This window comes from Streptomyces sp. V2I9 (assembly GCF_030817475.1).
Taxonomy (GTDB): domain Bacteria; phylum Actinomycetota; class Actinomycetes; order Streptomycetales; family Streptomycetaceae; genus Streptomyces.
Window position 1 is genome coordinate 4572544 of the sequence record NZ_JAUSZJ010000002.1, and the last position, 20122, is coordinate 4592665.

At 70.9% G+C, this 20122-nt stretch carries 19 protein-coding genes and 1 pseudogene; 11 read left to right on the plus strand and 9 right to left on the minus strand.

Going from position 1 to position 20122, the window contains the following annotated elements:
* Positions 1-23 precede the first annotated feature (23 nt).
* Positions 24-737 carry a PspA/IM30 family protein gene (locus QFZ71_RS20275; RefSeq protein ID WP_307669601.1) on the minus strand — a complete coding sequence of 238 codons (714 nt, stop codon included), beginning with the start codon at positions 735-737 and terminating at the stop codon, positions 24-26.
* A gap of 116 nt (positions 738-853) precedes the next feature.
* A complete protein-coding gene (locus tag QFZ71_RS20280; RefSeq protein ID WP_307671530.1) occupies positions 854-2908 on the minus strand; it encodes a TPM domain-containing protein in 2055 nt (684 codons plus the stop codon).
* Positions 2909-3260: 352 nt separating this feature from the next.
* Here QFZ71_RS20280 and QFZ71_RS20285 point away from each other — a divergent pair, with 352 nt between their 5' ends.
* The 3 genes from QFZ71_RS20285 to QFZ71_RS20295 all read left to right on the plus strand — a co-directional run bounded on the left by QFZ71_RS20285 (position 3261) and on the right by QFZ71_RS20295 (position 6898).
* On the plus strand, positions 3261-4787 hold the full coding sequence (locus QFZ71_RS20285) for a glycosyltransferase (RefSeq protein WP_307669602.1): 1527 nt from the start codon (positions 3261-3263) through the stop codon (positions 4785-4787).
* A gap of 8 nt (positions 4788-4795) precedes the next feature.
* Positions 4796-6340: a DUF6056 family protein gene (locus tag QFZ71_RS20290; protein ID WP_307669603.1), complete on the plus strand. Its 1545-nt coding sequence runs from the start codon at positions 4796-4798 to the stop codon at positions 6338-6340.
* A gap of 117 nt (positions 6341-6457) precedes the next feature.
* Positions 6458-6898 (plus strand): hypothetical protein, encoded by a 441-nt coding sequence (locus QFZ71_RS20295; protein WP_307669604.1) that lies wholly within the window; start codon positions 6458-6460, stop codon positions 6896-6898.
* 41 nt (positions 6899-6939) lie between these two features.
* Here QFZ71_RS20295 and QFZ71_RS20300 read toward each other — a convergent pair whose 3' ends face one another.
* Together QFZ71_RS20300 and QFZ71_RS20305 are read right to left on the minus strand one after the other, a co-directional pair.
* A complete protein-coding gene (locus QFZ71_RS20300; protein ID WP_307669605.1) occupies positions 6940-7986 on the minus strand; it encodes a hypothetical protein in 1047 nt (348 codons plus the stop codon).
* A 122-nt stretch (positions 7987-8108) separates the two neighbouring features.
* Positions 8109-8897, minus strand: a complete 789-nt coding sequence (locus QFZ71_RS20305) for a D-Ala-D-Ala carboxypeptidase family metallohydrolase (RefSeq protein ID WP_307669606.1) — start codon at positions 8895-8897, stop codon at positions 8109-8111.
* Positions 8898-9174: 277 nt separating this feature from the next.
* On the opposite strand from QFZ71_RS20305, the gene QFZ71_RS20310 reads away from it, so the two are divergent.
* From QFZ71_RS20310 to QFZ71_RS20320, 3 genes are all read left to right on the plus strand, one after another.
* Positions 9175-10026, plus strand: a complete 852-nt coding sequence (locus QFZ71_RS20310) for an alpha/beta fold hydrolase (protein WP_307669607.1) — start codon at positions 9175-9177, stop codon at positions 10024-10026.
* Positions 10027-10205: 179 nt separating this feature from the next.
* Positions 10206-10742: a VOC family protein gene (locus tag QFZ71_RS20315; RefSeq protein ID WP_307669608.1), complete on the plus strand. Its 537-nt coding sequence runs from the start codon at positions 10206-10208 to the stop codon at positions 10740-10742.
* On the plus strand, positions 10735-11550 hold the full coding sequence (locus QFZ71_RS20320; protein WP_307669609.1) for a MerR family transcriptional regulator: 816 nt from the start codon (positions 10735-10737) through the stop codon (positions 11548-11550). Before QFZ71_RS20315 ends, QFZ71_RS20320 begins: the two co-directional genes overlap by 8 nt.
* A gap of 112 nt (positions 11551-11662) precedes the next feature.
* Here QFZ71_RS20320 and QFZ71_RS20325 read toward each other — a convergent pair.
* Positions 11663-11848, minus strand: a pseudogene (locus QFZ71_RS20325) (hypothetical protein); the annotation flags it as partial.
* A gap of 216 nt (positions 11849-12064) precedes the next feature.
* Between QFZ71_RS20325 and QFZ71_RS20330 the strand changes: the two are divergent.
* Complete coding sequence (locus QFZ71_RS20330) at positions 12065-14236, plus strand: alpha/beta fold hydrolase (RefSeq protein ID WP_307669610.1); 2172 nt, start codon at positions 12065-12067, stop codon at positions 14234-14236.
* A 70-nt stretch (positions 14237-14306) separates the two neighbouring features.
* Here the strand turns inward: QFZ71_RS20330 and QFZ71_RS20335 are convergent, their stop codons facing one another.
* The 3 genes from QFZ71_RS20335 to QFZ71_RS20345 all read right to left on the minus strand — a co-directional run bounded on the left by QFZ71_RS20335 (position 14307) and on the right by QFZ71_RS20345 (position 15791).
* The gene (locus tag QFZ71_RS20335) at positions 14307-14627 is read right to left on the minus strand and encodes a hypothetical protein (protein ID WP_307669611.1); all 321 of its coding nucleotides are present in this window, start codon (positions 14625-14627) and stop codon (positions 14307-14309) included.
* Positions 14628-14736: 109 nt separating this feature from the next.
* Positions 14737-14955, minus strand: coding sequence for a DUF397 domain-containing protein (locus QFZ71_RS20340; protein ID WP_307669612.1), 219 nt, complete (start codon positions 14953-14955; stop codon positions 14737-14739).
* Positions 14952-15791, minus strand: a complete 840-nt coding sequence (locus QFZ71_RS20345) for a Scr1 family TA system antitoxin-like transcriptional regulator (RefSeq protein ID WP_307671531.1) — start codon at positions 15789-15791, stop codon at positions 14952-14954. The genes QFZ71_RS20340 and QFZ71_RS20345 overlap by 4 nt, the downstream gene beginning before the upstream one ends.
* A gap of 94 nt (positions 15792-15885) precedes the next feature.
* Between QFZ71_RS20345 and QFZ71_RS20350 the strand changes: the two genes are divergently transcribed.
* The 4 genes from QFZ71_RS20350 (at position 15886) to QFZ71_RS20370 (ending at position 18673) form a co-directional block, all read left to right on the plus strand.
* Positions 15886-16209, plus strand: coding sequence for a hypothetical protein (locus QFZ71_RS20350; RefSeq protein ID WP_307669613.1), 324 nt, complete (start codon positions 15886-15888; stop codon positions 16207-16209).
* Positions 16210-16295: 86 nt separating this feature from the next.
* Entirely contained in the window at positions 16296-16730 is a 435-nt protein-coding gene (locus QFZ71_RS20355; protein ID WP_307669614.1) for a hypothetical protein, read from the plus strand.
* Between the two features lie 23 nt (positions 16731-16753).
* Positions 16754-17131 (plus strand): hypothetical protein, encoded by a 378-nt coding sequence (locus tag QFZ71_RS20360; protein ID WP_307669615.1) that lies wholly within the window; start codon positions 16754-16756, stop codon positions 17129-17131.
* A gap of 765 nt (positions 17132-17896) precedes the next feature.
* Positions 17897-18673 carry a Scr1 family TA system antitoxin-like transcriptional regulator gene (locus tag QFZ71_RS20370; protein ID WP_373465133.1) on the plus strand — a complete coding sequence of 259 codons (777 nt, stop codon included), beginning with the start codon at positions 17897-17899 and terminating at the stop codon, positions 18671-18673.
* Between the two features lie 869 nt (positions 18674-19542).
* Here QFZ71_RS20370 and QFZ71_RS20380 read toward each other — a convergent pair.
* Positions 19543-20067: a DUF6879 family protein gene (locus tag QFZ71_RS20380; protein WP_307669618.1), complete on the minus strand. Its 525-nt coding sequence runs from the start codon at positions 20065-20067 to the stop codon at positions 19543-19545.
* Positions 20068-20122: the final 55 nt, after the last annotated feature.

Here is a 20122-nt window from a genome sequence, read left to right on the forward strand (position 1 = left end):
CGCGAGCCGGACCGGGACGCCGGCTACGCGCCCGTCTTCAGGGCCGCCAGCCGGGCCTCGACCTCCGCGCTGTCGCCCAGGCTGTCCAGCTCCTCGAACTGGGCGTCCAGCGAGGAGGCCGCCAGCTCCTGCCGGCCCAGGGCCTTCGCCTCCTCGCGCCGCACCTTGTCCTCGAAACGGCCCAGCTCGCTCGTCGGGTCGAGGACGTCGACACTCTTCACGGCGTCCATCATCCGGTTCTGCGCGCGGGCCGACGCCGCCCGCGCGACCAACGCGTCGCGCCTGGCCGTCAGCTCGGAGAGCTTGACCCTCATCCGGTCGAGTCCGGTCCTGAGCTTGTCGACGACCTCGGTCTGCGCGGCGATCGTCGGCTCGGCCGTCCGCGCCTCCCGCTCCGACTGGAGCTGGCGCCCGAGCGCGACCTTCGCCAGGTTGTCGAACCTGTCCGCCTCCGCCGACGACCCGGCCCCGCGCAGTTCGTCGGCCTTCCGGCTGGCCGCCAGTGCCTTGCCGCCCCACTCGGCCGCCGCCTCGACGTCCTCCTGGTGGTCCTGCTCCATCAGCCGGAGGTTGCCGATGGTGGCCGCGACGGCCTGCTCGGCCTCCGCGATGTTGTTCGTGTAGTCCCGGACCAGCTGGTCCAGCATCTTCTGCGGGTCCTCGGCCTGATCGAGCAGGGCGTTGAGGTTGGCCTTGGCGAGCTGGGTGACGCGGCCGAGGACGGTCTGCTTGGTCATGGCACGGCTCCTGGGGGTGTCGGGGTCTCCGGTGGAGGGGTACGGAAGGGTCGGGTGAGGTCTGCGGAGCGATCCGGGGCGAGGGCTACGGCTACGGAGCACGGGCCACGGTGGGATCAGAAGCGGCCGCCGCCGCCCCGGCGGCCCCCGGTCCCGCCGCCGCCCCGGCGACCGCGGGTTCCGCCACCGCCGAAGCTGCCCGGCCCGCCGCCCGGGCCACCGGACCACCCGCCCCCGCCGAACCCCCCTCCCCGGCCGCCTCCGAACAGGCCGCCGAGGATGATGCCGCCGAGGACCGCCCCGCCCGTCCCGCCGCCACTGCCCGTGCCGCCCGGCCGGCCGGGGCCCTGCGGGGAGTGGAAGCCGCGGACGTCCTGCTCGGCCAGGGCCAGCGCCTGCCCGGCCAGCGCGTCCGCCTGCCGGACCTCGGCCAGCGCCCCCCGCGCGTCCGCGGCCGACAGCTCGCGGGCCCGCTCCCACCGCCGCTGCGCCTCCGCGAGCCGGGTACGGGCCTGGCTGCCGACCGCGCCCCGATGGGTCGCCACGTAGTCCGCCGCGGCCCCGACCGAGGACCGGGCGGTGAGCATCGCCCGGTCGAGGAGGGCGCGGGCCTTCGCCTCGCCCCGTTCCTGGTTCCGGGCCCCCGCCAGCGCCTCGTCCAGGGCCGCGTCCGCCTCCTCCACCCGGCGCAGCGCGTCGATCGGGTCGTACGGCCCCGCCGCCATCGCCGCCCGCAGATCGGCGAGTACGGCCTCGGCGCGGGCGGTCCGGCCGCGCAGATCGGCGGTCGACGCGCCCTCGGTGACCCCTTCGAGCAGCCCGCCCGCGTCCGCGAGGTCCACCTCCGTCCCGGTCAGCGCGGCATCCAGCTTCCGCACGGCCTCGTCCAGCTCCGCCGCCCGCCGGTCCACCGAGTCCAGCAGCGTGGCCGCCTGGTCCACCGCGCCCTCGGCCCCCCGGATGGACACGGCGGCCCGCGCGTTCTCGCCGTCCCCGACCGCCGTACGGGCCTGCTCCACGGCCGAACCCGCGAAGGCGAGCCGGTCCTCCGCCTGCCCGACGTCGGCGGCCACGGGCGCGGCGACCTGTTCCCCGTACCGTTCGCGCAGCCCGGCGACGCCCGACCTGGCCACGGCGATCCGGCCGGTGAGGTCCCGGTGGGCGGCCGTCACGGTGGTCAGGATCTCCGGAGCGTCCCGTTCCAGGGAGCGCAACCGGTCGAAGTCCTCGGAGACGGTGTCCAGGACCTCGTTCGCGGTCGCGCACCGCCGCAGGATCTCCTCCAGCATCCGGCGGCGGCTCGGATCGTCCTCCGGGAACGCGTCGTCGAGCTGCTGACGCAGCCGGAACGACTCCGTCAGCTCCTCCTTCGCCCGCACGACGGCCGCCGTGAACGGCTTCGCCGCCTCCTCGCCGAACTGGGCGGTGGCGAAGCCGAGTTCCTCCTCACTGGTGCGCACCGCGTCGTCGGTGTCCACCAGGACCTGCGGGGCCCGCGCGTCCAGCTCCGGCAGCGGCGTCGGCGGCGGCTCCGGCGCCCCGGCGGCGCGCCCCCAGCCGGTGGCCGCCGGGGTGGTACGGCTCGCCGCACGCCGTCGGCGCCGGGCGTACGCGTACACGCCGACCGCGCCCGCGCCCGCGACGACCGCCCCCGGCAGGATGTAGTCGCGCGCCCCGACGGAGCCGGTGTCGCCCGCTCCGGGGTCGGCGGGCCCCGGCGTGACGGCGGGCGCGGTCACGGGGCGGCCGGCCAGGGACGAGGCGTATCCGTCGGCCGCGCCGATCGCCGCTCCCGCCCAGTCGTTCTCCCGCAGCGCGGGTTCGATCGCGGTGCGGGCCACGTCCCGCAGCTGCGCGTCGGTGAGCCGGGCGTCCGCGGCGACGGAGTAGCCGTACCGCCGGTCGTGGGTGGCGACGGAGAGGAGCACGTCGTCCTGGCCGAGGCCGTTGCGGTCGGCGGTCCCGTCGCTCCAGGTCTGCCCGGACCGCCCGGAGAAGTCGCGTACGTACACCACGAAGAGCTGGACGCGCTGCTCGGCGTACAACCGGTCGAGGGCGTCCTCCACCTGCCCCGCACGGTCCCCGAGGGCCCCGACCCGATCGGTGATCTGCCCGTCGCGGGACAGCTCGACGGGGTCGTCGGCGCGGGCGGTCCCGGTGGCGGGGAGCATCGGCCAGCACACCGCGAGCAGCAGAGCCAGCGGGGCGGCGATCCGTGGCAGGGGCGGGGATATCACCTTTGCGAGGCTATGTGTGCTTCTGTGCCCCCGCGACCCGGCGTTCCTCGGGCCCACGCCGCCGCCCGTGCGAACGGTCCTCGGGCCCACGCCGCCGACCGCGTGAACGGTCCTCGGAACCACGTCGGCTGTTCGCATGAAAGGAGCACGGCAAAGGGGACCGCCCCTGCGTGTGCGCAGAGGCGGAGCACGCCGCCCGTCGTCAGATGGGGCCGAACGTGGCGCGCTCCGGGCCCCCGTGTCCGAGGCCCCGCAGGTGCTGAGGACCCGAGTCCGGAGGTGGCGTGTGGCGGACCTTCAGCTGTCGGTCGTCGTGCCGTGCTTCGACGAGGCCGAGGTCATCGAGTCCTTCCACGCCACCCTGGTCGGCGTCCTGGACCCCCTCGGGGACAGCTTCGAGATCTGTTATGTGGACGACGGCAGCCGGGACCGCACCCGCCCGCTCCTCGGCACCCTCGCCGCCCGCGACCCGCGCGTCCACTACACCGCCTTCAGCCGCAACTTCGGCAAGGAGGCCGCCATGCTCGCCGGCCTCCGCATGGCGCGGGGCACGGCCGTGGTCATCATGGACGCCGACCTCCAGCACCCGCCCGAACTGATCCCCCGCATGCTGGAACTGCACCGGCATGGTTACGACCAGGTCATCCCGCGCCGCGACCGCACGGGCGAAGGAGTGCTCCGCAGCACCCTCAGCCACACCTACTACGCGCTGGTCCGCCGCTGCATGGACGTGGAGCTGATCGACGGATCCGGAGACTTCCGGCTGCTGTCGAGGCGGGCGGTGGAGAGCGTCCTGTCCCTCCCCGAGAGCAACCGCTTCTCCAAAGGGATCTTCTCCTGGATCGGCTTCGACACGGTCACCTTCCGCTACCGCAACAGCGAACGGGTGGCAGGCCGCTCCAAATGGGGAAGCAAGCGGCTGCTGAACTACGGCATCGACGGCCTGCTCTCCTTCAACAACCGGCCGCTCCGCCTCGCCATCTACACCGGCTTCTGGGTCTTCGTCTCGGCCCTGGCCTACGCCCTGTGGACGGTCGTGGGCGTCGTCCTGCACGGCTCGGACACTCCGGGGTACGCCACCCTGCTCACCGCCGTCGTCGCCCTCAGCGGCATCCAGCTGGTGACGCTCGGGGTGATCGGGGAGTACGTGGGCCGCATCTACCACGAGGCGAAGCACCGGCCGCCGTACGTGGTGCGGGAGACCGACGCGACCCGCCGCGTGCTGCCGGACGGACCGCCGCGGCCCTCGGCCCCCGGCGGCGGGACGGTGGAGCACTCCGCGCGGGCCACCGCCCGGCCCGGCCGGGCCCGCACCACCCGCCAGTTCACCAGCTTCGTCCTCATCGGCTGCGTGAACACCGCCGTCTACCTCGCCGTCTACGCCTCGCTCAACCGCTGGCTCCCGTACCTGACCGCCCACGTCATCGGCTACGCCGTCAGTATCGTGTGCTCCTTCCTGCTCAACTCCTGCGTCACCTGCCGGACGCGGCCGACCTGGCACGCCTTCGTCCGCTATCCGCTCTCCAGCCTGGTGAACCTGGTGGCGTCCGGGGCGCTGCTCCACGGGGCGGTCAGCGGCCTCGGGATGGACAAGAACCTCGCCGCGCTGGCGGCGGGCGTCCTGGTCACCCCGGTCTCGTTCCTGCTCGCGCGCTGGGCGATCACCTCGGGCCGGACCGCGGCGGCCACCGGGCCGGACGGCCGGGGGCAAGGCCCGGAGGACCAGGGGGAAGGGGCGTCGGGCCCGGCGGGAGCGCCGTCCGGCCGTCCCGCCCCCGCGTCGCTGCCCACCCGCTCGCCCCGGGACCGGTGAGGGCCGCGATGCCCGACGACGTGCCGGTGACCGCCGCCCCCGCAGATCAGCGGTGCGCGACCGTGACATACCGGACCGGGCGGGAGCGGCCCCCCTCGGACCGCCCCTGGACCGCCCTCTGGGTGAGCGCCCTGGCGCTCCCGCCCCTCGCCCTGCTCGCCGCCGCGTCCTGGGCCGGGCGGTGGGTGAGGCCCGGCGCGGACGACTGGTGCTTCCTGCCGCTCGTCCGGGACGAGGGCGTCGGCGGCCTCGTCGGGACGTTCTACCTCGACGACAACGGGCGGATCGGCAACGCGCTGCTGGTCGGGGCGTACGCGACGTTCCAGGTCGCAGGACACCAGTGGTTCCCCCTGGTCAGCGGGGTTCTGGTGATCGCGGTGCTGTGGGCGGTGGCCGTCCTCGCGCTGCGCCGCTCCCGCCTGCGCACCCCGCGCGGCCTGCCGCTCCTGCTCGCGGCGATGACCACCGCGCTCTTCCTGTTCGCCACGCCGAACACGTACAAGACGTTCTACTGGCCCGCCGCGGCCGTCTCCCACACCCTGCCGCCCGTCCTGGCCTGCGCCGCCCTGATCCCGCTCCTGCTCGCCCGCTCGGCCACGGGACGGGCGTTCGCGGCGGCCGTCGCCCTGCTCGCCGCGGCCTTCCTCGCCACGCTGTCCGAGGAGACGGCGATCGTGGTGGTGACGGTGCTCCTGGCCACGCTGTCCGTCTCCGGCCGCGTCGTCGCCACGGCGCACCGGGGGTTCGTCCGGCTGTGGTGCGCGGCGGGCATCGCCGGGACGGCAGCGGGGGCGCTCGTCCTCCTCACCTCGCCCGGCTCCCGGAACCGCAGGGAACGCTTCGGCGCGGAGACCGCCTCCCTGCTCGCCTCGGACTCGCTCGCCGCGTCGCTGCGGGCGTTCGCGGAGATCACCGTCGGCGTGGTCACCACCTGGCAGTACGCGGGCGCGGTCGCGGCGGGCGTGCTGCTGGGGCTGCTGTGCCGGAGGGCGGACGGCACGGTGCCCGGCCCGCCCGCGCACGGGCCGCTGCTCGCCACGGCCGGGGCGCTCGAGCTCCTGGTCTCCGGCTATCTCTGCACGGTCATCGCCTACCCGGTCTTCGGCGCGCGCGTGAGCGATGCGAGTGCGAACCGGCTGTGGAACGACTACCTCCTGCTGTACGTGATCCTCCTCGTCGGCGCGGGAACCCTGCTGGGCCTGGCCCTGCGCCGGTACGCCCCCCGCGCCGCGACCCCGGCGAAGGCGGTGTGCGCCGCGCTCTGCGTCCTGGTCTGCGTCGGCCCGGCCATCGCCCTGGACCACCTGGACACGGCTCTGCGGGACCGGGCCGGGAAGTGGGACGCGCAGGACCGCCGGCTGCGCGAGGGGGCGGCGGACGGCGAACGGGTCCTGCCGTACGAGCGCCTGGTGATCAGCCGGATGCTGGAACCGTTCAGCGGGGGCGGCCGCCACTACTGGCCCGGCGGCTGCGTCGCGGACTTCTACCGGATCGACCGGGTCACGGACGGTCGCGCGGAGCTCTCTCGCCGGCACGGCGGCCCCGGACCGTGATCCCGCCACCGGGGGCGGCACGGAGGTGACCGAAGCCGCTGCCGGCGACGCCCTCCGCCCGTGCCGACGGCTGCGGCCGTTCACCGACTGTCAGAGCCCCCTGCAAGACTCCTCTGCATGGGCATCTTCTTCGACTATTTCCGTGCTCCAGGTGATCAGGAAGCGGCCTCGGCCTTCGCGGAGGGGCCTGATGACGCAGGGTTCGCCGCGGTCTGCGTGAAGACGATCGATCCCGCTGTCCTCCTCGGCAAGGCGGTGGCGCTGCTGATGCGTGAACCCGTCGAAGCCGTCACCCGGCATCCCCGGTTCGCTCACCTGGTGACGAGTCCGGAGGCGGAGAGCACCTGGATCGTCACCCTGCCCGACGAGGTGCGCGACGCCCTGGCGGACGCCCCCCGCGAGCTCCTGGCCGAGATATCCGTACCGTGGTCGCGGGCGGAGGAGTTCTACGGTGCCGCGGATGCGCGCGACCTCGCGGATTTCCTCGACGAGCTCGCGGCCCTGGCCACAGCGGCCCGGTCGCACGGCCACGGACTCTACTGCCGTATGACGCTGTAGAAACCCGGCCGGGGATCGTGTTCCCGGGATGCGTGCTCGCCTCAGTCGGCAGGGGGCTGGTGGACGCGGGGGATGCCCAGGTCCGGCAGGTCGAGGTGGAAGCCCTGGCCGCGACCGCTGATCGTGCCGTCGTAGGAGAGGTCGGCCAACTCGACGCCCAGGTGCCGCAGTTCCTCGATGAGCATCCGTGAGGCGACGGCCGCCGCCTGTTCGTGATCCTCCATGGCGTCGGGGAAGCGGCGTTGCCAGATCGAGCGGGAGAACTCCCAGCCGTTCCGCGCCAGCCGGGCGGGGGTGGCCGCGTCGGGCTGGTGGAGGTATCCGGTGGCCTCGATGACGAGGCCCAGGTCCTGGCTCCAGCACTGGACGAAAAGCTGCGGGTCATGGGCCGCCCCCAGGTGCAGGATGAACCTGCCGGGGAAGAACGGCGTGCAGCGGTCGAGGGACCGCAGGGCCTCGGCCAGGCGCTGCTCCACGTCCTCCCGGGTGGCGGCGGGCCGAGCGGGTGCGGCGGAGACGGAGGCGGGCGGCAGGGCGGACGGCTCCGCGCCGTACCAACTGCCGCGTACGCCCGGCTCCCCGACGGTGGCGGCGTCCGAGCCGGGCGGCAGAAGACCGAGGCTCAGCCGGCCGTCGTCATGCGCGTGGACGAGGAGGTCGGGGGCGTCGGCTCCGGGGCGCTGCCACAGCATCCACGGGCCCGAGGAGCCGCCCCACATCGTGGGCCGGCCCAGCTCCTCCTCCGCGACCCACCAGGCGGCGCGGGCGTGACCGGCTGTGGTGAAGATGTCGTTGTCGTCGGGCAGGTCGACGAGGCCGAAGTTCACCCTGCGCACCTGTTCGGGCGCCGAGACGTCCGCCATCACGGTGCCGTATCCGCACGAAGGCCCGTTCCTCGGGGCGAACACGCGCCACACCTGGTCCCCGACCTTCCTCGGCTTCCCGAGTTCCCAGCCCAGTGCGGAGGTGGCCCGCTCGACGTCCGCCAGGCTCCACGAGCCCGGCCGGAGCGGCGCGACTTCCTTCACCAGCGTGCGGAAGTCGTCGTCGTCGAGCCACCGTCCGCGCGGGATCGTGTTCTTCTCCATGCGGCAGACAGTAGCCGTCCGATCCGGCCCTGGAGGGGCGGGGCGGTCCGCCCGACATGACCGGGGCGGGGCGGTCGGACCGACCGCCCCGCCCCGGTCACGGATGCCACCCCGCCCGGTTCTCAGATGCCGCAGCTCGGCGCGGACCAGAAGCGGCCGCTGCCCCCGGCGATGTGGGTGTGGTCGTTGTGGCCCGGATAGCCCGGACCGAGGATCTCGCTGAAGCCGTGGTTGCGCGCGGCCTTGGCGAGGGCGCAGAAGCCCTGGGAGCCCGCCCCGAGGTCCGCCGCGTGGCCGTACATGTGGCGGCTGTTGGTCGCGCCGCCGACCGCGCTGTTGCAGGACACGCTGCGGAAGCCGCCGTTGACCGTGATGGGCCGGTCGCCCATCGCGTGCCGCATGGCCTGGAGCTTCCACATGGTCACCAGGGCGTTGGCGCGGGCGGTGCCGGCGCTGACCTTGCCCCCGGACCAGTCGGAGTTGCAGCGGTTCAGCTCGGCGTAGGTGAAGTTGACCGGGGTGCAGTCGTCGTCCTGGAGCTGGTAGATCTTGCTGAACGTCTGGGTGCCGGCGATGCCGTCGGAGGCCAGCCCGTACGCGGCCTGGAAGCGCGCGACCGCCGCCTTGGTGGCCGGGCCGAACTGTCCGTCGATGGCGATCTGGTTGCCGTAGCCCGGATAGCCGGCGACCCGGATCTGGAGCTGGCGTACGGCTTCACCGCTGGAGCCCTCGCGGAGGGTGCCGCTCCAGGTGTAACAGGCGTCGGCCGTACCGACGTCCGTGGCCGACGCGGAGCCGGGGGCCGGGGTCGGGGCGGATGACGGGCCCGCGGAGGCGGTGGTCGTGCCGCCGAACGCGAGGGCCGCGCCGGCGACGGCCGAGACGAGGAATCCGATGGGGCGTGATCGCATGGGGCTCCACCTCAGTGTCATCGAGTTGTCCGTGGTCCTTGGGGGATTCCGAGCCTCGGGGGCGGGCCTGTGAGTGTCAAGCACATGTCAACATGCTGCCACGGGTGCGCCCCGCGCCTGTCCGGGCTCTCCCGGTGCGGTACGCGCCGGTGCGGGCGGCGGAAGCGCGCGCGGAGGATCTCGCCGGAGCGCCGATGAGTTCTCCACGGCTCGGAGGTCTGCACCCCGGGGCGACCGGTCCGGTCGTCATGTCCTGTACGCAGAACGGGAGTTACCCATGACCGCAGACCACAACCGTGCGCAGTCCGGCGCCGACGGAGGGGGTGCGGCCGCCGTCGTGTCCGCCGATGGCACCGAGATCGCCTATGAACGGTCGGGCAGCGGTCCCGCCGTCGTCCTGGTGGCGTCGGCGCTGGCCGACCGCTCCGACACGGTGAAGCTCGCCGCGCTGCTCGCCGAACACTTCACCGTGGTCAACTACGACCGGCGCGGCCGGGGCGCCAGCGGTGATGCCGACGTCTACGCCGTCGACCGTGAGATCGAGGACATCGCCGCGCTCGTCGACCAGCTCGGCGGCTCGGCAGCGCTGTTCGGATCCTCCTCCGGTGCGGTGCTCGCCCTGCGCGCGGCCGCCTCCGGGGTGAAGGTGGACCGACTCGCCCTGTACGAACCGCCGTTCGTGGTGGCGAGGGGCGACGCCGGGCCGCCCCTGGACCTCGCGGAGCAGGTCGGCGGGCTGCTGGCACAGGGCCGGGACGGCGACGCGGTCAGGTACTTCATGACGAAGGTGCAGGGGATGCCGGGCATCGCCGTGTCCTTCATGAAGCTCATGCCGAAGATCTGGAAGAACCTCGTGGGCCTGGCCCGCACCCTCCCGTACGACATCGCGGTCATGGGCGACACCCAGCAGGGCCGGCCGCTCGACGAGGGGGAGTGGAAGGGCGTGGACGTACCCACGTTGGTCCTGACCGGCGGCAAGAGCCCGGCGGCCTTCCGGCGTGCGGCCGGAGACCTCGCCGGGATTCTGCCGAAGGGCGACCACCGGACCCTGCCCGGACTCAACCACGGGGCCGTCGTCATGGCCCCGAAGAAGGTCGCACCGGAGATCATCCGGTTCATGAAGGGCTGACCACGCCCCGGCCCGTCGTCGGTCCGACCCCGCCCCCGACCGCGACCCCTGCCGGACCGGACCTGGCCGGCCTGATGGGTGCCGTGGGCCGGGGCCGGGCCGGCGTTGCCAGGGCGTCGGGGAATCCCGCACGGTTCCGGCTTGACCCTCACGTTGCGTGAGGCTGAACAGTGGGGCCCATGAGCGACTACTACAACGCGTTCGAGATGAGCCCCGTACCCGCCCCCGGCCCGGACGCGGTTCCGCCGGAGCCGTTCCACGGCATCTACGGAATGCCCTCCTTCGTATCGATCCCCACGGCCGATCTGGCGGAGTCCGTGGACTTCTGGACCCGTGGCCTCGGGTTCTTCGAGCTGTTCGGCGTCCCCGGCACGCTGGTGCACCTGCGCCGGTGGGCGTTCCAGGACGTCCTCCTCGTCGCGGCGGAGAGCGTTCCGGAGGAGCCTCCGGCGATGAGTTTCAGCTTCTCGGGCGTGCTCAGCCAGGTCGAATCCCTCGCCCGGGACTGCCGCGCGCTGCGTCCGGACGCGGTGGACGGCCCGCGTGACACGCCCTGGAACACCCGAGACGTGGAGGTGATCACGCCGGAGAACGCCCGGATCGTCTTCACCGCGGCGAAGCCCTTCGACCCGGCCGGTCAGGAGGCACGGAACCTGGAAGCCATGGGAATCACCCCGCCCGGCGACGAGGACGACGACAATGAGGAGCATGCCTGAGACACCGGAAGCCGAGGGCCTGACCGTCGGCCAGGTCTCGGCGCGTCTGCCCGTGACGGTCCGCGCGCTGCACCACTGGGACGAGATCGGCCTGGCACGGCCGTCGCTGCGTACGGCCGCCGGATACCGGCTCTACACGGCCGGTGACCTGGAACGCCTGCACCGCGTGGTGGTCTACCGCGAGCTGGGCCTCGGGCTGGACAAGATCCGGGCCGTCCTGGACGACTCGGCCACGGACGTGCCGGGTGCACTGCGCGCGCAACGCGCCCGGGTCGTCGAACGGATCGACCGCCTCCAGCAGCTCATCGGCGGACTGGACCGGATGATCGACGCCCAGGAGCGCGGCCTGCTGCTGACCGTCGAGCAGCAGGCCGCGATCTTCGGCCCGCAGTGGGACCCGGAGGGGCCGGTCAAGGCCCGCCGGCTCTACGGGGACACGACGCAATGGCGGCAGTACGCCGAACGTTCGGCCTCCCGCACCCCGGAGGAGTGGCAGGCCGTCGCCGACGCCGTCGGCGCTCTCGACCGGGCCCTCGGGGAGGCGATGGACGCCGGTGTGGCCCCCGGCAGCCCGGAAGCCCATCGCCTCGTCGAGCGGCACCGCGACGTCTTCGCTGCGAACTTCCCCCTCACCAGGGAGATGCAGGTCTGCCTCGCCCGCATGTACGAGGACGATCCGGGGTTCGCCGCCCACTACGACGGCATCCGCCCCGGCCTCGCCACCTGGTTCCGCCACCTCGTCGACGCCGACGCCCGCGCCCACGGCCTCGACCCGGACACCGCGACCTGGGACGGGGGAGCAGCCTGACGGGCTCGCCGCGTGCTGATCCACCGGGCAGCGCGGGGCAGCCCGTAGGGGTGCATGCAGCACGATGCATCAACTCCGCGGCCAGGCACGGAGATCGGCCGACTCCGGGCGGGGGGCCTCGGTCGGCCGGCATCTCCCGCTGCTGACCACTGGAGCGGCACCGCCAGATCCCATCTGCGCACTGCTCTCCCAACCGCTCCGGGTACGAGTCGTATCTACCGATCGGCAGACATGGATCGATGAAATTCCGCTGAGCGTGCGTGAGTTGCCTACGCGCCGCAACCGCAGTCCCATCGATTACCACCCCGTGAAACCGAGTGCTGGCTGAAACATTCTCGACGTACGGCTGCGACGTTCGGCGGCGAGTCTTGTTCAGCGGCGGAGCAGGGGGATTTGCCTCCGCTCGGCCGCCTGTGTGAGGAGGTGCCGGCACGACCAGATGGCTGCTGCATCGCTTCAAGGACAGACAAATGTGCCGTTTCCCGCCGAAGAGGTGTAGATCATCTTGCGGTATGTGACCATCCCATCGATTGCAGCCGGAATCAGCGTCGCCGCCTCGCTGATTTCCCTGGCAGCCGTTCCCGCCGATGCAGCTTCACGTGTCACCCCGGACCGCGTGAAGTGGGAACTCTGCCGGGATGCGGCGGCGGACTGGAATCGCAACGACAGCCGCAGCGAATGCGCGCTCATTCCCGTTCCGGTGGATTACGCCAAGCCTGCGGGCAGAAAAATCAACATCGCTGTGAGCAGGGTCAAGGCCACCGGAAAGCGCACGGGGGCCCTGTTCGGCAACCCCGGGGGGCCCGGCCTGGCCGGTACCCCGTCCCCGTACGGCCTGCTCAGCAGCCAGCTGGCACCGATGAACAAGGAACTGGACTTCATCGGTATCGATACGCGGGGTACGGGCTACAGCGCCCAGATCTCCTGCGATACACCCGAATTCCAGGAGCAGGAGGGGGAGAGCGAGAGGGAGGCCTTCGAGCGTCAGGCGGAGGCGAAGCGCACATGCATCGCCAAGGACCGGGAGCTGGCGCTCTCCATCAGCATGGAAAACGCGTCCCGAGACATGGACCACATCCGGCAGGTGCTGGGCTTCCGCAAGCTGAACTTCTATGGAAATTCCGGCGGATCGGCGCTGGGCGCGGTCTACCGCTCCATGTTCGACAGCCGTGTCGACCGGATGTGGCTGGACTCGATCATGTCCCCGGTCGGCCAGAACGCAGCGATCACCGCAGAAGTCGCGCAATACCATGCCGGGTACCGGCGGTTCTTCGAATGGCTGGCCGGCAAGGATTCGACGTACCACTTCGGGAACTCGCCCAAGAAGGTCGAATCTGCGCTGAAGACATTGCAGGCGAAGGTGGGACGGGACAAGTTCGCCACCTTCCTCGATCCCAACCTGGAAGCCATACCGGACCGGTGGGAGCGATCTGCCGCAAAGCTGCTGGAGCTACAGGATGAGGGGACAGGCAAGGTCGTCCCCCAGCAGAAGGATAGGAAACGGAAGTCCTTTGGCTTGGGGGAGATGGGGCGCAATTATGGGTTCACCCATGATGCCTTCATGTGCAACGCGAGCGCCGATGGCCGTACCTATTCCGATCTCGTCAGAATGAGGAAAGAGCGGCAGGCGAAGTACCCGTTTTCTGCGGACTTCAACGACCAATCCATCACGTACTGCGCCGGCTGGCCGGCGGGCAAGCCGTGGGACCTGAAGCCCGGCAAGAGCCAGTTGCAGCTGTCCGGCCACAAGTTCGAGATCGTCACGCCTTACGTGTGGGCAAAGATGATGCACAAGAAGATCGGCGGATCGCTGCTGACCGTCACGGATGCGACGCATTCCACCATGAAGTCCAAAGAACTCGCATGCGGCTCCAAGGTGGTGGACTTCTTCCGGGACGGCACGCCGGCGAAGGGCAGCTGCCCCGGTTTCCCCGCCGAGCAGACCGGTCCCCCGGGACCTGCCGGCGATCTGGCGGGGACCGTGAAGCTCCCGAACTGCTCCGCTTCACTGGTCCGCCCCCGCACCGCCCGCGACGAGGACAAGGCGCTGCTGCTCACGAACGGGCACTGCCACCCCGAGGGACGGCCGAAGCCGGGTGAAGTGATCACCGGACAGGGCGCCCCGATCGAAGGCAGCGTGCTGAGCCCGGCGGGCCGTGAACTCGGCCCGGTGACGGGACGGGTTCTCTACGCGACGATGACCGGAACCGACATCACGCTGGCACAGCTGGATTCCACGTACGCAGACATCCGGCAGAAGTACAAGATCGAGGCGTTCCCGTTGGCTTCGGCCGGTCCTGTCGCCGGGCAGAAGATCAAGGTGGCATCGAGTCTTCTGGAGAGTGTCTGGTCCTGCCAGGCCGAGGCTGTGATTCCGACGCTCAAGGAAGGCGACTACACGTCGTCCCAGGCGATCCGGTACGCGAAGGAATGCACTACCCAGCCCGGAAGCTCGGGTTCAGCCGTCGTCGATGCCGCGACCGGGGAGCTCGTCGCGGTGAACAGCACCAGCAACCGTGACGGCAAGCAGTGCGAACTGAACAACCCGTGCGAGATCGACGAGACGGGCACCACGGTCCGCCAGGGACGTGGATATGCCACCCAGACCGCGGCGATCGCCGCATGCGTCGGCGCCGGCAACACCATCGACCTCACGCGCCAGGAGTGCACCCTGCCCAAGCCCTGACCCGGTCCGGTCTCCTTCCGCGCGTCTGCCCCACGGTCCTCTCCCGGACGACCGTGGGGCAGACGCGCGGTCAGGAAGGCGGCTGCCCTTCGCCGGTACCGGCTCTTGCGCCTGTGTCGGTGGTCCGGTTCGTCGCCGTCCACCACGCGACCACCCGGGTGGCCATCGTCTCCGGCCGGGAGCCCGAGGGGTCCATGCCGAAGTGGTCCACCAGCTCGTGGTGCAGGTAGCCGGCGATCTCCGTCCGACCGGCACCGTTCCGGAGCCGCTGGAGCAGCGGGAGGATCATGCAGTCGTACTCGTCCGGCACCTCGTCGGCCACGCCGATCGGGTCCCACGCGTTGAGCAGATCCCGCAGGCCCTTCTCGGCGTTGTCTCTTCCTGTTCGCATCGGTCCAGGGTGCCAGCCGGGGCCCCGTGGTCGCGCACCGTCCCTCGGCCGGACCAGCAGGACGCCCCACCGTGCACCGCACGGTGGGGCGTCGTTGCGACGGCGTCGGTCAGACGGTGGGGGTGAATCCGCCGGTCTTGACGCCGGTCACGAAGGAGGTGAACGCGGTGGCGGCGATGGTGAGCGCGGGGCCGTTCGGGTTCTTCGAGTCGCGTACGGGGACGGTGCCGGTGAGGGAGGCGTTACGCGGGGCCCACTCGACGCACGAACCGCCGTTGCCGCTGTAGGAGGACTTGACCCACTGCTGGGTCGTGGATTCGCTCGTCACGGGGTGCCCTTTCGATGCTGGCGGACCATGTCCACGGTCTCTGCCTGGGACAGAGACACGGCCTGCAATTGATGGTAGCCCCTCATCACCGGTAGGACGGGGCTGAGTTCACGGTCCAAATGGCCCTGCGTCTCGGACTCGACATAGGAGACCAGGGACCGGTCCGGGAGCGTCAGCAGATTCACCAGCCGGTTGAAGGGCCGGTGTTCGCCGATGCTGAACGGGGCGATCTGCAACATGGTGTGAGGCTGCGCGGCGAAGTCGATCAGATGTTGCAACTGGGCTTCCATCACGGCGGGCCCGCCGACCGGCCGAAGGATGCAGCTTTCGTCCAGCACCGCGATGATCATCGGCGGCGTGGGGTGGATCAGAGCCTTCTGGCGCTCCATCAACAACGCCAGGCGCTGCTCGGCCTGTTCGGGGGTGATGACACCCCGGGCGACGGCCGCGTTGTCCAGTGCCTGCGCGTACGCGCGGGTCTGCAGCAGCCCTGGGATCACGCCGACCTCGAAGAGCCTGATCTCCGCCGCCCCGCCCTCCAGAGCCACGTATTCCGGGAAGCCCTGCACGAGCACGCCTTGTTTGATCTTGAGCCATTCCCGCTCGAACGAATCGACGGTCTCGGTGAAACCGAAGGCGACATCGATGGCGATCGAGAAGGGGCGGGTTGGCGACTTGGTACAGGTTTCCACCCCGGAAATGTGGCGTCCCGAGTACCCGGAACGTAAGCCGAGGTCGTCCTGCTTCCAGCCTCGGGCCTCTCGCGCACTGCGCAGTCGCGCACCGTACGCGGCCTCCGGGCTCGCGTCGGGGTTGAGTTCCCTCCGGTTGACCAACGTACCCCCCAGGTTTGAAACGTTGATGGCGAGGCTCACGCTAGGCCACTCTGTGTCGCCCCGGTAGCCGATCGGCTACAGAGAGGAGCGAACGGTGTACGGCGAGAACGTCAGCCCGAATGCGGAGCACCCTCCGGACCAGCCCTTATGCGAGCCTCCGTGCCAGCCGCCGCCCCTTCCGGTCGCTCCGACCGCCCCGGCCGTCCCGGCGCGCGGGGACCTCCTGGCGGACACGAGTCGTGACGACCGGGTCGGAGAGTTCCGGGGGATCGCCGGCCCCTACTGGTCGCTCCGGCCGGTTGGCGGCGGGCGCGAGTGGGAGGTCGAGCCCCGGTTCGTACGGCCCGCGTTGCTCATGGAGCAGCTTCGGGCCCGTACCGCGTGGCTCAACGCCCGCAGCCGGGGAGAGGTTCTGTGAACGGGCCGGACTCCGGGTTCCCTGCGCCCCTTGCCGTGCACCGCGCGGTGCGCCCGCCCTCGGTCCGTACGGAAGGTGGCTGAGCCGTGCTGCAATGCACCGCCGTAACCGAAATTCCCTACGCCGAGGCCCTGTTGAGGCTCGCCACCATGGAGGGAGGGCCGGCGCGTCCGTCCGACTTCGTGGAGCAGGACGACTTCGTCCTGTGCGAGCTGGGCGATCACGGCGAGTCGGTCGAGCACGCCGCGCATCTGTGGGTGGTGGACACCCCGGACGACCAGGAGCTGTGGTTCCGCTGGTCGGGGGACGGGGCCCACCGCGTCCACCGGCTCGACGTGCTGCCCGTGTGCCCCGCCATGCTCCACGTGCTGGCGACCGGGGCGGTCACGCCGTGCGCGTTCTTCGACCATCACCCCGGCCCGCACTCCTTCTCCGTGACCGACCCGCTCGGCGACCTGATCGCGGACCACGCACCCGGTCCGCCCGGCCTCCCCGACGACCCCGACAGCGACGCGCCGTGACGGCCACCGGAGGTACTCCGCCCATGAACCCCTGCACCGCCGTAACGCTGCTGCCGCCACCGGAGTTCGTCGTCCGGCTCGCCGCGCCCGGTGGCGGCCGCCCGGAGGCCGGACACCTCCTGTGCGAGCTGGCCGCCGACCACGAGGGGGACCACGCGACGGTGCTGTGGGAGGACGACGCGAGACACCTGGCCGTCTGGGCCCGCTGGAGCGGCGACCGGGCGACGCTGGCGGAACTCGCCTGGTGCGGCGCGACCGATCCCGGAGGTGAGGACGCGTGCGGGCTGTTCGCGGGGCACCCCTCCGCCCACGACTGGGACATCGCCGATGCGACGCTCGCGGCGGTGGACGCCGTACTCGCACGGCAGCACCCGCACCTGGCCCCGCGCGACGGGGTGTGATGCGCCTTGCCTCGGCACCGTGAAGGATTCGGGCGAACCAACCGTGCACGAGCTCGTCAGGGCGTCGGCTGCTCCGTCACCGGTCAGGGGGGCGGCGAAGGTTTTCGTCGGAGTGACCGAACCAGGTGTCGCTGGGCGGCTGTTGATGGTGGACTGCACCGCTGCTGCAGATTGCGCACGGTGCCTTCGTCGCATCTGTCGGAGATGCCGCCGCCGGCGTTTCCCGGGCGATGAAGATCACATACTGCATGCGTATGCAGTTTGATCTTCCTTCCGTGAAGTCTCGCTGCAAGGAACTGCAAGTTGCTTCCGCTGTGCCACGCCTTTCGATCAACCTCAGGGAGTCAGCTTCCGGCTCGGCCTACGGAGGACGTTGTGGCCTTGTATCTGCTGTGTAAAGACCCTGCGAGTCCGAACAACGGTTCGCCCACCTTGTACTACGACGACGAGAGTCAGAGCTTCCTGCTCCAGGGGTGGCGTGTCCCGGACCCGGGAAGCCGCCTCTCGGGGATCGCTATCCCCGAGCACGAGACGGTGGTGGAGTTCCCTTCGCGGCTGCTTCAGCTCTTTCCCTCGGCTGTCGGCGGGGCGCAAGCCACTGCACCGACTTCTCCGGATGAACCGTCAAGAATGATTGATTAACCGTCAAATGGCGCTCTGAACACGGTTGGTTTGCTTGGGCTTACGCGCGGCACACTGTGGCGTATGCCTCCTTCCGACAGCGTTCAGCGCGCCCAACGTGACCTCGGAGCCAGGCTCCGCTCGATGCGCAACAGCCAGGGCCTTACGGGTGAGGCCCTGGCGGCCGCTTGCGGGTGGAGCCCCTCCAAGGTCAGCCGTATAGAAACTGGTTTCAGCGGCATCAATGCCACCGGCATCAAGGCGTGGACCGCAGCGTGCGGTCAGCCGGAAGCGGCACAGGAACTGATCGCCATCGCCGAGGGCATCAAGCACATGTACCTCGAATGGCGAGAAATGGAACGTGACGGCCTCGCCAAGGCGCAGGAACACGTCATCCCTCTCTGGGACGACACCAACCGCTTCAAGGCGTACGCCATCGACTACATACCCGGCCCCCTGCAGACCGAGGACTACACCCGCGCCGTCCTCGAAGGCATCCGGGCCCGCCGAGGCAGGCGTCCGGACGACTTGGACCAGGCAGTCCGGACGCGGGCCGCGAAGCAGAGGTACTTCAAGAAGGCGACCTTCCGCATCGTGATGGAAGAGGACGTCCTCTACACCCGCTACGCCGAACCGGCAGTCATGCGGGATCAGCTCGCACGGCTCATTCAGATCGCCGACTACTCCAAGGTCAGCCTCGGCATCATCCCGCGCAACGTCTACCGGGGCGCGGCCCACAAGGCACAGGACTTCTGGATCTTCGACGACAGAACCGTCCAGGTCGAGATCGCCTCCGCTTTCCTCTTTCCTCACGCTCACCCAAGCACACGAGGTGCGCTGCTACGTCGAAGACTTCCAGCGTCTGAGCCAGCTCGCCACAGCCTCGGTCCCCCTCATCCTCGACGCCATCGCCGCCTATAGCTGACCCCGTGCGCCTTCCGGTCCGCGGGGCCCGCCGACAGGCCCCCTCCCGGATCGGAACGCACTACGCCATGCATGCCCTTCGCCGGCCGAAGCACCCTCACGACACTCTGTACCCGCGCACCCGCCTGTTCGACGAACCGCACTCGCCACGGGGAAGCGGCCCCCTGGTCGCTGTCGCGCTGCTGGCCGCAGCCGTGGGTGTCTTCGCCCTCACACGCAGCCCCGCTCAACCTGACGTCGGTGCCGAGCGTGCCGCTGTCGATGAAGCCGTCCGGGAGGAACTCCACCGCATGTTCCTCGGCGACCTCAGCGCTGGTGACAGCGTGCTCCGCTCCGCCCGTACCCGGTCGACCGGCACCACGCGCATCGACGGCTTACGACTCGGTGAAAGCGTCGCGGTTCGATGCCACGGCCACGGAAAGCTCCGCATCACCAGGCTGTCCACGGATGGAGCTGCTGACGCCCGAAGCATCGCGTGCGGCCGGACAGCACTCACGTACTTCACCAACGACGGCACACTCCAGGCAGTCCATATACACGTCGGCACCAACACGTCAGGGGCTTCCTGGGCGGTCACTCGGCCCACGCCTCGCCCGAGCGACGCCACGCAGCCGAGCCAGGAGAGCGCGGCGTCGATGGCCTTGGTCAGGAGGGCCCGCGCGGGCGCCCCGTGGACGGCTGTACGGGACAGCTCCACGAACGCCCGCAGGTAGGTGTGCACTTCGCCCGGTTCCGTGATGTTCACCTCGGCCAGTTCCTGACCGGTGAGCCCGGCGTCCCGCCGCAATCCGTCAAGGCGGGAAGCGATGGCCTTCCGGGCGGCGTGGGCGGTCGCGAGGGGAGTACCCAGGCATGCGCGGAACTTCTCAGACGGTGTACATGTCGTGCGGGACGGCCCGGGCCCAGACAGCTTCGAAGGCGTCGGAACAGAGTCCGGCCGTGCCCGTGGCGTCGGTCCGGTCGGTGTGGACCCACCGTCCGTCACCGTCGAACACGTTGAACTGGACGAGCCGGCCGTCGAACAACCAGAAGTCGTTGCCGGGCAGCGCGAGACCGGAGGCCGCACTGCGGGGGAGCCGGCGGACCTCCTCGCCCGCCGCGATGTCGGTGAAGGTGAACGAGTGCTCGTAGCGGATGTACTCGCTGTGCGGTTCGCTCACGACGCGGGCGCGGCGCAGACGGACACCCTTGGCGGTGACCTCCTGGACGAGGTCCAGCCACGGGTTCCACCAGGACGCGGGGTCGTCCGGGTCGAGCCGGCGGCCTCGCCGCCACGCCGTGAACCCCTCGTCCTCGTCCGGGATGGCGTAGACGTCACGCATCTCCAGATGTACGGCGGTCCGTTCGGCCGAGCGGATCACCGCGGCGAAACTACTGAGACTCTGCGCCATTCATGGCCTCCCTCAGCAGCGGAATCATGCGGCGGGGCAGCCATGGGCTCCGGAC

Coding starts and splice junctions, on each gene's coding strand:
- QFZ71_RS20275 (WP_307669601.1), bottom strand. CDS start 737: ATGACCAAGCAGACCGTCCTCGGCCGCGTCACCCAGCTCGCCAAGGCC.
- QFZ71_RS20300 (WP_307669605.1), bottom strand. CDS start 7,986: ATGGAGAAGAACACGATCCCGCGCGGACGGTGGCTCGACGACGACGAC.
- QFZ71_RS20360 (WP_307669615.1), top strand. CDS start 16,754: ATGAACCCCTGCACCGCCGTAACGCTGCTGCCGCCACCGGAGTTCGTC.
- QFZ71_RS20320 (WP_307669609.1), top strand. CDS start 10,735: ATGCCTGAGACACCGGAAGCCGAGGGCCTGACCGTCGGCCAGGTCTCG.
- QFZ71_RS20305 (WP_307669606.1), bottom strand. CDS start 8,897: ATGCGATCACGCCCCATCGGATTCCTCGTCTCGGCCGTCGCCGGCGCG.
- QFZ71_RS20370 (WP_373465133.1), top strand. CDS start 17,897: ATGCGCAACAGCCAGGGCCTTACGGGTGAGGCCCTGGCGGCCGCTTGC.
- QFZ71_RS20335 (WP_307669611.1), bottom strand. CDS start 14,627: ATGCGAACAGGAAGAGACAACGCCGAGAAGGGCCTGCGGGATCTGCTC.
- QFZ71_RS20315 (WP_307669608.1), top strand. CDS start 10,206: ATGAGCGACTACTACAACGCGTTCGAGATGAGCCCCGTACCCGCCCCC.
- QFZ71_RS20310 (WP_307669607.1), top strand. CDS start 9,175: ATGACCGCAGACCACAACCGTGCGCAGTCCGGCGCCGACGGAGGGGGT.
- QFZ71_RS20380 (WP_307669618.1), bottom strand. CDS start 20,067: ATGGCGCAGAGTCTCAGTAGTTTCGCCGCGGTGATCCGCTCGGCCGAA.
- QFZ71_RS20280 (WP_307671530.1), bottom strand. CDS start 2,908: ATGCTCCCCGCCACCGGGACCGCCCGCGCCGACGACCCCGTCGAGCTG.
- QFZ71_RS20290 (WP_307669603.1), top strand. CDS start 4,796: ATGCCCGACGACGTGCCGGTGACCGCCGCCCCCGCAGATCAGCGGTGC.
- QFZ71_RS20295 (WP_307669604.1), top strand. CDS start 6,458: ATGGGCATCTTCTTCGACTATTTCCGTGCTCCAGGTGATCAGGAAGCG.